This is a genomic window from Azospirillum sp. Marseille-Q6669, from assembly GCF_965111635.1.
In genome coordinates this window covers 514,747-527,965 of sequence record NZ_CBCOOP010000005.1, presented here as the reverse complement: position 1 = coordinate 527,965, position 13,219 = coordinate 514,747, and the positions used below count along the sequence as shown (strand labels likewise).

The 13,219-nt window shown below is 72.4% G+C and carries 14 protein-coding genes and 2 pseudogenes; 5 read left to right on the top strand and 11 right to left on the bottom strand.

Annotated features, from left to right (window positions below; translation table 11 throughout):
* Positions 1-109 precede the first annotated feature (109 nt).
* Positions 110-757: an OmpA family protein gene (locus tag ACWPXE_RS27790; RefSeq protein ID WP_454020410.1), complete on the top strand. Its 648-nt coding sequence runs from the start codon at positions 110-112 to the stop codon at positions 755-757.
* A gap of 65 nt (positions 758-822) precedes the next feature.
* Here ACWPXE_RS27790 and tagF read toward each other — a convergent pair whose 3' ends face one another.
* The 4 genes and pseudogenes from tagF to icmH all read right to left on the bottom strand — a co-directional run.
* The gene (tagF, locus tag ACWPXE_RS27785) at positions 823-1,467 is read right to left on the bottom strand and encodes a type VI secretion system-associated protein TagF (RefSeq protein WP_014239131.1); all 645 of its coding nucleotides are present in this window, start codon (positions 1,465-1,467) and stop codon (positions 823-825) included.
* Positions 1,467-3,455: a type VI secretion system membrane subunit TssM gene (tssM, locus tag ACWPXE_RS27780; protein ID WP_454020409.1), complete on the bottom strand. Its 1,989-nt coding sequence runs from the start codon at positions 3,453-3,455 to the stop codon at positions 1,467-1,469. The genes tagF and tssM overlap by 1 nt, the downstream gene beginning before the upstream one ends.
* 10 nt (positions 3,456-3,465) lie before the next feature.
* Positions 3,466-3,789 (bottom strand): OmpA family protein, encoded by a 324-nt coding sequence (locus ACWPXE_RS27775; RefSeq protein WP_454020544.1) that lies wholly within the window; start codon positions 3,787-3,789, stop codon positions 3,466-3,468.
* Positions 3,790-4,083: 294 nt separating this feature from the next.
* A pseudogene (gene icmH / locus ACWPXE_RS27770) lies at positions 4,084-4,808 on the bottom strand (type IVB secretion system protein IcmH/DotU); the annotation flags it as partial.
* Positions 4,809-4,909: 101 nt separating this feature from the next.
* On the opposite strand from icmH, the gene ACWPXE_RS27765 reads away from it, so the two are divergent.
* Positions 4,910-5,299 carry an STAS domain-containing protein gene (locus tag ACWPXE_RS27765; RefSeq protein WP_454020408.1) on the top strand — a complete coding sequence of 130 codons (390 nt, stop codon included), beginning with the start codon at positions 4,910-4,912 and terminating at the stop codon, positions 5,297-5,299.
* A gap of 1 nt (position 5,300) precedes the next feature.
* On the opposite strand, the gene ACWPXE_RS27760 is transcribed toward ACWPXE_RS27765, so the two are convergent.
* The 3 genes and pseudogenes from ACWPXE_RS27760 to msrB all read right to left on the bottom strand — a co-directional run bounded on the left by ACWPXE_RS27760 (position 5,301) and on the right by msrB (position 7,270).
* A complete protein-coding gene (locus ACWPXE_RS27760; protein ID WP_454020407.1) occupies positions 5,301-5,471 on the bottom strand; it encodes a hypothetical protein in 171 nt (56 codons plus the stop codon).
* Between the two features lie 139 nt (positions 5,472-5,610).
* Positions 5,611-6,630 (bottom strand): LLM class flavin-dependent oxidoreductase, encoded by a 1,020-nt coding sequence (locus ACWPXE_RS27755; RefSeq protein ID WP_454020406.1) that lies wholly within the window; start codon positions 6,628-6,630, stop codon positions 5,611-5,613.
* A 146-nt stretch (positions 6,631-6,776) separates the two neighbouring features.
* A pseudogene (gene msrB / locus ACWPXE_RS27750) lies at positions 6,777-7,270 on the bottom strand (peptide-methionine (R)-S-oxide reductase MsrB).
* 119 nt (positions 7,271-7,389) lie between these two features.
* On the opposite strand from msrB, the gene ACWPXE_RS27745 reads away from it, so the two are divergent.
* The gene (locus ACWPXE_RS27745) at positions 7,390-8,076 is read left to right on the top strand and encodes a dienelactone hydrolase family protein (protein WP_454020405.1); all 687 of its coding nucleotides are present in this window, start codon (positions 7,390-7,392) and stop codon (positions 8,074-8,076) included.
* A gap of 60 nt (positions 8,077-8,136) precedes the next feature.
* Here ACWPXE_RS27745 and ACWPXE_RS27740 read toward each other — a convergent pair whose 3' ends face one another.
* From ACWPXE_RS27740 to ACWPXE_RS27725, 4 genes are all read right to left on the bottom strand, one after another.
* The gene (locus tag ACWPXE_RS27740; RefSeq protein ID WP_454020404.1) at positions 8,137-9,768 is read right to left on the bottom strand and encodes an alpha-D-glucose phosphate-specific phosphoglucomutase; all 1,632 of its coding nucleotides are present in this window, start codon (positions 9,766-9,768) and stop codon (positions 8,137-8,139) included.
* A 134-nt stretch (positions 9,769-9,902) separates the two neighbouring features.
* Complete coding sequence (locus ACWPXE_RS27735) at positions 9,903-10,655, bottom strand: cold-shock protein (RefSeq protein WP_454020403.1); 753 nt, start codon at positions 10,653-10,655, stop codon at positions 9,903-9,905.
* A gap of 150 nt (positions 10,656-10,805) precedes the next feature.
* Positions 10,806-11,021 carry a hypothetical protein gene (locus ACWPXE_RS27730; RefSeq protein ID WP_137103625.1) on the bottom strand — a complete coding sequence of 72 codons (216 nt, stop codon included), beginning with the start codon at positions 11,019-11,021 and terminating at the stop codon, positions 10,806-10,808.
* Entirely contained in the window at positions 11,021-11,569 is a 549-nt protein-coding gene (locus ACWPXE_RS27725) for a hypothetical protein (protein ID WP_454020402.1), read from the bottom strand. Before ACWPXE_RS27725 ends, ACWPXE_RS27730 begins: the two co-directional genes overlap by 1 nt.
* Positions 11,570-11,724: 155 nt before the next feature.
* Between ACWPXE_RS27725 and ACWPXE_RS27720 the strand changes: the two genes are divergently transcribed.
* Positions 11,725-12,501: a hypothetical protein gene (locus tag ACWPXE_RS27720; RefSeq protein ID WP_454020401.1), complete on the top strand. Its 777-nt coding sequence runs from the start codon at positions 11,725-11,727 to the stop codon at positions 12,499-12,501.
* Positions 12,494-13,210 carry a metallophosphoesterase family protein gene (locus tag ACWPXE_RS27715; RefSeq protein WP_454020400.1) on the top strand — a complete coding sequence of 239 codons (717 nt, stop codon included), beginning with the start codon at positions 12,494-12,496 and terminating at the stop codon, positions 13,208-13,210. Before ACWPXE_RS27720 ends, ACWPXE_RS27715 begins: the two co-directional genes overlap by 8 nt.
* The last annotated feature ends 9 nt before the right edge of the window (positions 13,211-13,219 follow it).

The following is a 13,219-nucleotide window of genomic DNA, read 5'->3' as shown; positions in this document are numbered from 1 at the left end:
GGGATCGTACAGAGGCACGCACGACTGTTCCACGCGGAATTTGACGGCCCGCCCCCAAGCCTGGGACAATGCGGGCATGCAAATGCGCAAACTCCCAACAATCGGGGCATTGGCGTTCGGACTTTTAGGGGGCGGGCTGGCCCTTCCCGCGGGTCCGGCCCTGGCGCAATCGGCGGCGGCGCCCGCCGTCCCGCTCGGCCCCAACCCCAGCGAATGCGAGATCCAGGCCGCCCTGTTCGGCGCCGCCGGCCCCGGCTGCCCGCCCATCGTGATGAAGCGCCCACCGCCGCCGCCCGTCGCGGCGGCACCGCCCCCGGCTCCCGCATCAGCCTCCGCACCGGCTCCCGCCCCGGTGGCGGTGCCCGCCCTGCCGGGGCCGCCGCCGGACCCGCCCGTCGCGGCGCTGAAGGCCGGGCTTCGCGCCGCCGTCGGGGTCGGCTTCGACTTCACTTCGGCGCGCATCGGCCCGGGGTCGCAGGCGGTGCTCGACCGCAGCGGCGCGGTGAGGACGGCGCCGGGGGCGGCGCCCGCCCGCTTCCGCATCGTCGGCCACACCGACGCGGTGGGCGGTGACGCGGCCAACCGGGCGCTGTCGCAGCGCCGGGCCGATGCCGTGGCGGATTATCTGGCGGAACAGCACGGCGTGCGCCGCGACCGGCTGGACACCGCCGGGATGGGGGCGCGGGAACCGCTGCTGCCCAAAAAGCCGAAGGCCGCGGAGAACCGGCGGGTGGAGATCGTGAATTTGGGAGAGTGAGGTGGTTGCGCTGGGCCCCCACCCAACCCTCCCCGCTGACGCAGGGGAGGGCTATTCTCCTCCCCCTACCCGTCCAGATCGTCCCAGCCCCGCCGCTCCCAGGCGCCGTCGATGAAGGCGGCGGCGCGGGACGAGCGCGGCAGGCCGCAGCAGGTCAGAACCGAGGGCGGAACCCGGCCGCCGCCGCGGCTCCACCACAGGCTGGCGCGGGGCGGCAGCGGGCCGACGCGCTCCTCGACCACGGTGGCGACGGTGGGGTCGGCGCCGTTGGGCTCCGGGCGGCCCAGGATCGCCATGCGGGCGGGCAGCGCATCCACGTCGGCCCCGGCGCGGCAGGCGTCGGCGGCGATGGATTCCGCGCGGGTGAACCAGTGCAGGCAGGCCACCGGAACCACCGCGAGGTCGGTGCCGTAGGGCAGCGTGCCGACGATGGTGAAGGGGTACTGCCGGCCCACCCGGTCGGCGCTGGGCATCATGATGCCGGCCAGCGGCGGCTCCCCGCACAGGCCGGGGGACAGGGCGAAGCGCCAGACCGGGGCCGACTGGAACAGCCGCTCCCAAGGCGAGCCGAGCTGGCGCACCGCCGCGTCCAGAACCTCCGTCAGCCAGGCGTCCCAGGGAAGCAGCACGCCGCGCGGCAGGCCGTAGCCCACGAAATCACCGCGCGCCGGCACCTTCCCGTGGAAGCCCACCGCGAAACCGGGGCTCATCAGCCAGCCCCGCCGTTGTTGGGGGTGCGCGGCATCGGCGCGGTCGGCTGGCCCAGCACGTCGAGGACCCGTGACACCAGCGCCTCGTCGGGCGGCACCGGGGCGAAGCCGGCCTCGACCAGCGCGGCCAGATGGTCTCCGAGCGCCCGGCGCTCCGCCTCATGGGCGGCGCCGGGGAGCGTGCGCTGCCAGTCGGCGGCCAGCCATTCGGCCAGAACCGCCGGGTCCAGCGGCTCCCGCCCGCCGATCATGGCGTAGGCGCGCAGGCTCTGCCGCAGCAGGTCGGGCCGCGCCCAGCCGGTGCGCAACTGCTCCTCCAGCCGCAGCACGATGCGCGACAGGAACACGCTGCGCAGCGCCCGGCGGTAGACGTCCTCGGCGGGCAGGCCGACGCGCTCCCCCTGCGACAGGCCGAAGCCGAGCAGGGACGCCCGCCGCTCCGCCCGCTCGCTCCAGCCGGCGGGCAGCGCGCGCAGCGCGTCGAGCGCCGGCAGGACGGCGAGGAAATCGGAATCCTCGACCCGCGTCAGCGAGCGCGGCGGGGTGTCGAGGACGCGCAGCCGCTCCTCCGCCACCGCCACGGCGGCCTCCGCCCGCGCCAGCAGCGCCTCGTTGGCGCGGTGGCTGCTCAGCCCGGCCAACCCGAGCAGCAGGCCAGCCGCCGCCGTCCCGCCCAGCGCCCAGACGTGGCGCCGCCGCCGCGCCCGCTCCAGCGCACGGTCCACCCCGACCATGTTGGCCTCGGGGAAGACCACCTCGGGCAGCAGACGCTCCAGGAAGAAGGTCTGGGCCGGCGATTCCGCGGAGGCGCCGGGCTGGGTCGCGCTGGTCAGGTAGATGCCGCGCAGCAGCGGCACCGCCTCCTCGGCCTCCGCGGTGAAGGCGGTGTCGACGAGGTCGGCCAAAGCCGCCTCGAAGCCCGCCATGCGCAGCGGGAAGGCGAAGGCGTCGCCGCGCCGCTGGATGTCCGGCTCCTGGTGCAGCCGTTCGGGCAGCCGCTCCTCCAACCGGCGCAGCAGGGCCGCGTACTGCGCGTGGAAGCTGGCCAGCGGGCCGGGCGGCAGGTCCTCCACCGGGAAGGTGATGCCCCAGATCTGGGCGCGCTCCGCCCGGTCCAGCGGGTCGAAATAGGTGGTGAAGCCGTCGACGAGGTCGGCCTTGGTGCACAGCAGGTAGACCGGCACGCGGATGCCGAGATGGGCGCGCAGCTCGCCCAGCCGCTGGCGGATGGTGATGGCGTGGTTGTGCCGCTCCGCGTCGCTCCAGCCGGCGAGGTCGGTCAGGCTGATGGTCAGCAGCACGCCGTTCACCGGCTGGCGCGGGCGGTGCTCCTTCAGCAGGTCGAGCAGGCCGGACCAGACGCGCCCGTCGATGGCCCGGCGGCTGTCCTGGGTGGTGTAGCGGCCCGCCGTATCGATCAGCACCGCCTCGTCGGTGAACCACCAGTCGCAGTTGCGCGTGCCGCCCAGATTCTGCACCGGCATGCCGTCCAGCCCGCCGCCCAGCGCCGCGCCCAGACGGGCGTTGGCCAGCGCCGTCGTCTTGCCCGAGCCGGGGGCGCCGATCACCAGATACCAGGGAAGCTGGTAGAGATACTGGCCGCCCCAGCGCGCGCCGAAGCGCTGCGTCTTCAGCCGGTCGATCACCGCGTCCAGCCGCTCGCGCACCGTGCCCAGCTCGTCCAGCGACGCCTTCAGCTCGGGATCGCGGGACGCCGCCAGCGCCTCGACGAAGCGGGCGTTGGCGGCGCTCTGCCGGCCGTCCTCGTGCCGGTTCAGCGCGTACCACAGGCCGAGCAGGACCAGCGCCGGCAGCAGGCGGGCCAAGCCGCCGAACCCGAGCAGCGGCATCACCGCCCAGCCGAGCAGCCCGACCGACAGGGCGACCGCGAGCGTGGTCCACCAGCGCAGGCGCGGCGCCATCGCCGGATCGGCGCGTCGGGGCTTGTTGCGGGACTTGGGGCGGGTGCGCGGAGACGGTTCGCTCATGGACCGCGGCCTATTCGGGGTAGAGGCGGACATCGACGCGCCGGTTGGCGCCCCGGTTGGCCGGCGTGGTGTTGGGGGCCAGCGGTTCGCGCTCGCCCCGCCCTTCGGCGGTCAGGCGCTCGGTGCCCAGCGTGCGCTCCAGGATCTTCAGCACGGCCACCGCCCGCGCCTCGGTCAGCGCCTCCGGCGTCGGCAGCCCGCCGCCGCGCGGCGTCTGGTCGTCGGTGTGGGCGACCACCAGCACGCGCCCGGCCTCGGGACCCAGCGCCTGCCCGACGCGGTCGACCACGGCGCGGTAGCGGGCGCGGATCGCGTCGCTGCCGGTGGCGAACATGCCCGCCCCCTCGATGCGGATGACCAGCGCCCCGTCGTCGCCGGCCAGCACCGCCACCGCACCGGAGCGGATTTCCGGCTGGAGCAGGGCGGTGACCCGGACGGCCAGCGCCGGCCCGGCGCTGGCCGGCGGCGGCGGGCCGGCGCGGACCAGCTCCAGCGGCCGGTCGGGAAGCCGCGCGCCCAGCCGGGCCACCACCGCGTCGGCCCGCCCGCCCCGCGAGGCCGACAGATTCCGGAACAGCCCGCCGAGCAGCGTCGCCACCGCCACCGCGGCCAGCCAGGGCGGCAGGACGTGCCCCAGCGGGCGGAAGCGCTCGGCGACGCCCCGCCATTGCGGCGACAGCGCGCGCTCCCGCTCGCCGCGCAGGCGGCGCAGCACGCGGAACAGCTCGTCCCGCAGGTGGGCGAGGTCGTGGGCGCCGCGCGGCTTGTCGCGGAACTTGCCCTCGAAGCCCAGCGACAGGCAGGCGTAGAACAGCTCCAGCTCCAGCCGGTGCAGGCGCGGGTCGCTCAGCATGGTGTCGAGCAGGTCGAAGAAGCGGTCCGGCCCGCCGGCGCCGGGATCGACCACCACCGCCAGCCCCTCACGCGCCCAACGGCAGCGCGCCCCCACGGGGTCGCCCGCACCACGTCGTCCAGCATGGTGCACAGGGCGAAGCGGGCGACGCGCACCTCCTCCGGCGGGACGCCGATGGCGGCGGCCTCCTCCTCGAAGCGGCGGACCTCGGCGAGGATGACGTCGCGCAACCCCTCCGGGTTCTCGTGCCCCGAGCGTTCGCGCAGCGACCCGGCGAGGTCGAGCAGTGGCCCGGCGGCGGCCAGCAGCGGGTTCAGCGCCCCGCGCAGCCGCGCCGGCTGGTCCGGCGGCGTGTCCGCCGGCGGGCGGTCCTCAGGGGCCACGGCGGGCCCCGCCGCGAGGAAGGCCGGGAGCGCGCGCAGCCCACCGCCGGACTCCGCGGAAAACTCCCCGCCGTCCCGCAGGCCCGCCCCGCCGCCGAAGCGTCCGTCCGATTCCATGCCCCCGCCGCCGCTCTGCTGTATGATGATCCGTGTGATGGGAAATCCCCCGCCGGAGGAGGTATAGCAGGCCCGGCCGGATGGGGAAATCGGAGGGTTTGATGCAAATCGCGGAAGAAGTCCGCGGCGACGTGACGATCCTGCGCCCGGTGGGGCCGATCGACAGCGCCGCCGCCCCCCGGATCGAGGCGCGCCTGTTCGCCGCGCTGGCCCCCGCCACCCCGGACGTGCCGGAAAAGGTGCCGGCCGGGCTGGTGCTCGACCTGTCGGCGGTGACGCAACTGACCCCGGCGGGGCTGCGCTCGCTGCTGCTGGCGGTGCGGCAGGCGCGGCCGGGTGCGGGAAGCATGAGTGGGCGGTCCGGCGTGCGGATCGTACTGGCGGCGGTGCCCGGCCCGGTCCGCGGCGTGCTGGAGGAGGCCGGGCTGGCGGCGCTTCTGGAGAGTCACGGCGATCTTGACGCCGCCGTGCGCGCCGCCTCACGACAATGAACTAATCCATATTGCGAAGACTGGAGTCGTAGAGCTGCTGCGCCAGGATAGTCTTCAGCAGCGCCTCGACGGTAACGCTCATGTAGCGCGCCTGCTGTTCCAGACGCCGATAGACGTCGAGCGGCAGATCAAGCGTCACGTTGACCCTGCTGGCGTGGGGAAACTCGGTCATATCCCCTCTCCATCTCTGTGAACCGCGTCACGCGACGCCGGGCCACAGACGATAAGACTCCCCTTGGGCGCGGTCCATGGCGCAGTCCGCGAAGCGCGCTGTGCGGTTGCGCCGAACCGCTCCCCCAATTTGGAGCCCTTCAGGCCGCGGCCCGCAGCGCCCCGTGGACCTCCGCCAGGATCTCGTAGGAGCGCACCCGCGCCGCGTGGTCGTGGATGGCCGAGGCCACCATGATCTCGTCGGCCCCGGTTTCGGCGAGGAAGGACTCCAGCCCGCGCCGCACCGTCTCCGCCGAGCCGACGAAGGAGCAGGACAGCATGTTCATCGCCTGCGCCTTCTCCAGCGGCGACCAGAAGCTCTCGATGTCGTCGATGGGCGGCGGCAATTGGCCGCGGGTGCCGCGGATCAGCCGGGCGAAGCTCTGCTGGGCGGAGGTGAAGAGCCGGCGCGCCTCCGCGTCGGTCTCGGCGGCGACGACGTTCACCCCGACCATGGCGTGGGGCCGGTCGAGCTGCGCCGAGGGCGTGAAATTCTCCCGGTAGACCTGCAACGCCCGCATCAGGGCGTCCGGCGCGAAGTGCGAGGCGAAGGCATAAGGCAGGCCGAAGGCGGCGGCCAGCTGCGCGCCGAACAGGCTGGAGCCGAGGATCCACAGCGGCACGTTCGACCCGGCGCCGGGCACCGCCTGCACGCGCTGGCCCGGCTGGACGGGGCCGAGCAGGGCCTGAAGCTCCAGCACGTCCTGTGGGAACTGCTCCGCCACCGACGGGTCGCGGCGCAGGGCGCGCAGCGTCATCTGGTCGGTGCCCGGCGCCCGGCCCAGGCCGAGGTCGATGCGGCCGGGGAACAGCGCCTCCAACGTGCCGAACTGCTCGGCGATGACCAGCGGCGAATGGTTGGGCAGCATGATGCCGCCGGCGCCGACGCGGATGTTCGTGGTGCCCGCCGCCACATGGCCGATGACGACCGAGGTCGCGGCGCTGGCGATGCCGGTCATGTTGTGGTGCTCGGCCAGCCAGTAGCGGCGGTAGCCCAGCCGCTCGGCGTGGCGGGCGAGGTCCAGCGTGTTGCGCAAGGCGTCGCCCGGCGTGCTGCCTTCCGGCACCGGGGCGAGGTCGAGGACGGAGAGGGGCGAGCGGGAGGTGTCGTCGGTCGGCATGAAGGGGGTATCCAATGAAACGGGAAGATCGGGAGAGGCTTTTACCCCCACCCCGACCCTCCCCGCTGGGCGGGGGAGATATTCGCGAAGCGGCGGCAGTCCCTCCCCGCCCAGCGGGGGAGGGTTAGGGTGGGGGCAATAGGGGCCTAGAACGCCGCCCCCTCCTCCACCCAATCCTGAACGCTCCTGGCCAGCGTCTGCCCCTCGGGCAGGAAGGCCAGCGAGACGGAGTTGATGCAGAAGCGCATGCCGGTCGGCGGCGGGCCGTCGGGGAAGACGTGGCCCTGGTGGCTGCCGCAGCGGGCGCACAGCGTCTCCACCCGCACCATGCCGTAGCTGTTGTCCTGCACCAGCTTCAGATGCGCGTTCTCGTAGGGCGCGGTGAAGCTGGGCCAGCCGGTGCCGGATCGAACTTCGTCCCGGACCGGAACAGCGGCAGGCCGCACAGCCGGCAGGCGTAGGTGCCAGGATTCTTGTTGTCGAGCAGGCCGCCGCAGAAGGGCGCCTCCGTCCCATGGCTGAGGAGGACGTGCCGCTCCTCGTCCGACAGGCGCTCCACCAGCACCGCGCGCTGGTCCGGCGTCGGCGGCGTCAGGTCGAAGGGTCCGGCGGTCGGGGAACGGTCGGCGGGGGCGGACATCGGGCGGCTCCAGTGACGGGGTGACGGTCCTAGGGGATATGGGCCAGTCGGTCGCGGATGACACCCGGCGTCAGGCTGCTATCTTCCCTGCACGGAACGAATGGAGGGAGAGACCAGCCATGACCGGAACGACCACCGGCACGAGCAGCGCCTGGACGCACCTGACGGCGTCCGACGGGCACCGGCTGACCGCCTACGAAGCCCGGCCCGTCGGGCCGGAAAAGGGGCGGCTTCTGATCGTCCAGGAGATTTTCGGGATCAACAGCCACATCCGCCGCGTCTGCGACGGCTACGCGGCCGACGGCTACCGCACGCTGGCCCCCGCTTTGTTCGACCGGGCGGAGCGCGGGGTGGAACTGCCCTACGACGAGGCCGGCGTGCAGCGCGGCCGCGACCTGATGGGTGCGGTCAGCGTCGAGGACGCGCTGACCGACGTGGCGGCGGGGCTCGCCCATCTCGGCGGGGCGGAGGGGGCGGCCATCGCCGGCTATTGCTGGGGCGGCACCATCGCCTGGGCCGCCGCGTCGCGCCTGCCCGTCCGCGCCGCCGTCGCCTATTACGGCGGCGGCATCGGCAACCGGTTGGACGAGGTTCCGCGCACTCCCGTGCTGCTGCATTTCGGCGAGACGGACCATGCCATCCCGCTGATGGTGGCCGAGGCGGTTCGCCAGCGCCATCCCGGCGCCATCACGCACCTCTACCCCGCCGGCCACGGCTTCAACTGCGACGAGCGCGCCAGCTACGACGCGGCGAGCGCCGCCCTGGCCAAGCGGCGCACGCTGGGCCTGCTCCAGGCAGTGTTCTGAAAAAGGAAAAGGCCCTTCCCCCCCAGCGTGGGAGGAAGGGCCTTCTTTCAGAACAAATCTTTAGGTGGCGACGTCCGGCTTGGTGCGTCCGGTGTGGCGCTCGATGCCGGCCAGTTCCGCCGCCAGATCGGCCAGCGGCTTCAGCGCCACCGGGGCGTCCAGCCCATGCTCGCCGCCGACCGGCTCGTACCGCTCGAAATAGACGCGCAACGTGGCGCCCGACGTGCCGGTGCCGGACAGGCGGTAGACGATGCGCGAGCCGTCCTCGAACCCGACGCGCAGACCCTGCCGCTCCGACCGGCTGCCGTCCACCGGGTCGGTGTAGGCGAACTCGTCCGCCGCCGCGACCGTGCGCCCGCCGAGAGCCGTGCCGGCCAGCGAGGGCAGTGTCCCGCGCAATTCGGCGATCAGGGCGTCGGCGGCCTCCTGCGGGATGGCCTCGTAATCGTGGCGGCCATAATAGGTGCGCCCGTAGGTGCCCCAATGCTCGGCCATCAGCTCGGCCACCGACAGGCCGCGGGCGGCCAGCACGTTGAGCCACATCAGGACGGCCCAAAGCCCATCCTTCTCGCGCACATGGTCGGCGCCGGTGCCGAAGCTCTCCTCGCCGCACAGGTTGATGCGTCCGGCGTCGAGCAGCGTGCCGAAGAACTTCCAGCCCGTCGGCGTCTCGTAGCAGGAAATCCCCAGCTTCGCCGCCACGCGGTCCACCGCCCGGCTGGTCGGCATGGAGCGGGCGACGCCCGCCAGACCGCCTTTGAAGGCCGGGACGTGGGTGGCGTTGGCGGCCAGCACGGCGAGGCTGTCGCTGGGCGACACGAAGACGTTGCGGCCCAGGATCATGTTGCGGTCGCCGTCGCCGTCCGAGGCGGCGCCGAAGTCCGGCGCGTCCGGCCCGAACAGCCGCTCCACCAGCTCCTCCGCGTGGGCGAGGTTCGGGTCGGGGTGGTGCCCGCCGAAATTCTCCAGCGGCGTGCCGTTGATGACGGTGCCGGCGGGGGCGCCCAGCCGGCGCTCCAGGATCTCCGTGGCGTAGGGGCCGGTGACCGCGTGCATGGCGTCGAACACCATGCGGAAGCCCGACGAGAACAGCTTGCGGATCGCCGCCATGTCGAACAGCGATTCCATCAGCTCCGCGTAGTCGGCCACCGGGTCGATGACCTCCACCGCCATGCCGCCGAGCGCCGTCTCGCCGAGACGGTCGAGGTCGAGGTCCGGCGACTCCAGCGTCTTGTATTCGGTGATGCCCTTGGAGCGGGCGAAGAAGGCGTCGGTCATCGACTCCGGCGCCGGGCCGCCGTTGGCGGCGTTGAACTTGATGCCGAAATCGCCGTCCGGGCCGCCGGGGTTGTGGCTGGCCGACAGGATCACGCCACCGATGGCGCCGCGCTTGCGGATGACGCAGGAAGCCGCCGGGGTGGACAGGATGCCGCCGCGCCCGACGACCGCACGCGCGACGCCGTTGGCCGCGGCCATGCGCAGGATGGTCTGAACGGCGGTGCGGTTGTGGTACCGCCCGTCGCCGCCGATCACCAGCGTGGCGCCGGACAGGCCGTCCACGCAGTCGAAGATGGATTGGACGAAGTTTTCCAGATAGCGCGGCTGCTCAAAGACCTTCACGGCCTTGCGCAGCCCGGAGGTGCCGGGCTTCTGGCCGTCGAAGGGCGTGGTCGGACAGGTGACGGGAACCACTGGACGTCCTCTCTTGGTCGTGTCGGGCCGGGGCGGCGCGCCGTCGCACCGCCACCCCGCCCCGCCACGATGCGCGGCTTTGCGCCGCCGTTCAACTGGGCCGAACGACACCTTACCTTCGGTGGGCCGACTCTTTACGCCTCTTCGACCGAGACGGCTTCCGGCCCCTTGTCGCCCTGGCGGATGGAGATGCGGACGCGCTGACCGTCGTTCAGCCCCTGCAGACCGGAACGCTCCACCGCCTTGACGTGAACGAACACGTCCTGGCCGCCGCCGTCCTGGGCGATGAAGCCGAAGCCCTTGGTGGCGTTGAACCACTTCACAGTGCCCTCGGTCTGGGTGGTCGGGCCGCCCGCCGCCGGACGGCGCGGGCCGCCGAAGCCGCTCCGGTCACCGCCCCGATCGTTGAAGCCGCGGTCGCCACCGCGATCGCCACCGCGATCGTTGAAGCCACGGCTGTCGCCCCGGCCACTGAACCCGCGATCACCGCCCCGGTCGTTGAAACCACGGTTACCGAACCCGCGGTCACCCCCACGCTCGTTGCGGTCGCCGAAGCCACCCCGCTCGCCATAGGACGGGCGCGGCCCCTGGGCACGGGCGGGACGGGCCGGGACGGCGGTGGAGGTGTCGACCGAATGCAGGGCGGAGACCTGGTTGCCCTTGCGCCCCTCGACGATGTCCACCACGACGGTGGCGCCGTCCGGCAGGGACTCGTGACCGGCGGTGCCGACGATGGCGGCGGGGATCAGGGCGTCGGGCGACCCGTCCTCGAACTTGACGAAGCCGAAGCCGCGGGTCGGATCGTACCACTTGACGGTGGCCTGAACCTGGGTGCCGAGGACGACGGGCTGGCGGTAGACGTGCTGGCGCGGGGGTTGACGGTGCATGAGACCCACTGAACTCCAAAAGGCGACTCGGCACCGGCCTCCGGTGCCCGACAGAACACATCGCCTTTCCCCGCGCGAATCACAAGACCGCAGGCGCGCCGTTTTGCGCGCCCGCAGCCCTGGTGCCATTTTTCTCCCCGGTGAGCGGTTTCAGGCCAGCCGCTCGGGGTTGGGCGGCGGCTCCTCCGGCGGGACCGGAATGGCGTCCGGCGGCTCCTTGATCGGTGGCCGCGACGGGTCGCCGGGCATGTCCGGCATGCCGGGCGGCGGCACCGGCATGTCGGGGGTTGGCGGGGAAGGAGGAAGGGGACCCGCAACGCTCAGGTCGGCGGCCATCAGTTCGGCCATCATCCGCATTGTCGCCATCAGCCGCCCCCGCCCATCGTGCCACCCGTAGCACCCGGCGCGGTGCGGGTCAGGCCGCGCGCCTTGTCCAGGGAGTCCATGCAAAGCTGCTCGTTGCCGTCCTTAGCGGCGGAGCGCGCGGCGGTCACCAGCGATTCGATCTGGGCGTTGCGCGCCGCCTGCCCCATCGACCCGCTCTCCATCGAGGAGCCGCTGTTCGGCGCGGCGTCGGGCCGCACCGCCGGAGCGGTCGGCATGGGGGCGCCGGTGCGCGGCGGCTCGATCACCGCCTGATCGCCCGAGGCCGGCGGCGCCACCACCCCGCCCGAGCGGGCGAGCTGGTCCGGCGTCGTGCCGGAACTGCCATTCGGCAAGGCCCCATCCCCCGCGGTGGAGCCGGAGCTGCCCGGCGGCGTCGCGACCGGCGGCGGGCTGGCCGACAGGTTGTTCTCGGCGGCGAAGCGGTCGACCAGCGCGGCGCAGCTTCCCTGCGCCAGAGCGGGACCGCCGCCGCACAGCACGAGGCCGGCGGCGAGCAAAAGGCCCTGTGGGATCGGATGTCGTGCCATCGGTTGCCTCCCCATCAGCAATACCACCCTCAACCGGTGTAGCGGTGCGGCGGTTCCACCTGCTTTTTCCCGCCATGGACACCATTCGGTGGTGCCGTTTCGCCCGCTCCTCCTGTTGAAGGCGCAACGGACAACGGCGGGGGAGAGGGGGTGCGATGGACGGCAACTGTGAAGGCCGGGGGCGCGAAGGCCGTGCCGATGTCTCGGCCGAGGCCGAAGCCTTCTACACGGAGAGTCTCAAGGTCCTGAAGGAGTCCGGCATACCCTTCCTGCTGGGCGGCACCTACGCGCTCAGCGCCTACACCGGGATCACCCGGCCGACCAAGGACATCGACATCTTCTGCCGGGGCGGCGACTTCCCGCGCATCCTCGCGCATTTCCAGGACCGCGGCTTCGGGACGGAGATCGAGGATGAGCGCTGGATCGGCAAGGTCCTGCACGGCGACCTGTTCTTCGACGTGATCTTCAACTCCGCCGCCGCCATCAACCCGGTCAATGACCGCTGGTTCGAGGAGGATCACCGCGCGCTGGTCTGCGGCGCCGACGTGCAGCTCATCCCGCCGACGGAAATGGTCTTCTCCAAGGCCTTCGTGCAGATGCGGCACAAGTACGACGGTCCCGACGTCGCCCACATGATCCTGAAGCAGCACGCCCACATTGACTGGAAACGGCTGCTCGGCCACATGGAGCAGTATTGGGAGGTGCTGCTGATGCACGTCCTGAACTTCCGCTTCATCTACCCGACGGAGCGCGACCACATCCCCGCCTGGCTGTTGCAGGAGCTTCTGGACCGGCTGAACGAGCGCGCGAAGCTGCCGGTGCCGCAGACCCGCATCTGCCGGGGGCGGCTGTTCTCGCGCGAGGATTATCGGATCGACGTCACGGACTGGGGGTTCGCCGACGTCGTCGGCGAGGAAACGAAGCATGGCTGATGCAACCCTGAAGGTCGCCGCCATCGGCGACATCCATGTGGGGGAAACCTCCTCCCATCCCTACCGCGAGCTGTTCCAGGAGATCGCCGACCGGGCGGACGTTCTGGCGCTGGCCGGCGACCTGACCAACCACGGCAAGCCGCGCGAGGCCGAGGTGCTGGCCGAGGACCTGCGCGCCATCGGCATCCCGGTGGTCGCCGTGCTGGGCAACCACGACCACGAATGCGGCCATGTCGAGGAGCTTCAGCGCATCCTGGAGCAGGCGGGCGTCCGCTTCCTCGACAGCAACCCGGTGGAGATCCGCGGCGTCGGCTTCGCCGGGGTGAAGGGCTTCGGCGGCGGGTTCGAGAACCGCATGCTCGACGCCTTCGGCGAACCGGCGATCAAGCAGTTCGTGCACGAGGCGGTGAACGAGGCGATGCGGCTGGAAAGCGCGCTGCGCCAGTTGGAGACCGAGCGGACGATGGTCGTCCTGCACTACGCCCCGATCGCCGAGACGGTGCGCGGCGAGCCGACCGAGATCTATCCCTTCCTCGGCTCCTCCCGTCTGGCGGAAACCATCGACCGCTTCCACGTCCAGGCGGTCGTCCACGGCCACGCCCACCACGGAAGCTACGCCGGCCGGACCCTGCGCGGCACGCCGGTCTACAACGTCGCCCAGACCATCGAGAAGGAGTCGGGGAGGCCCTACGCGCTGATCGAGGTGTGAGGGAAGGTT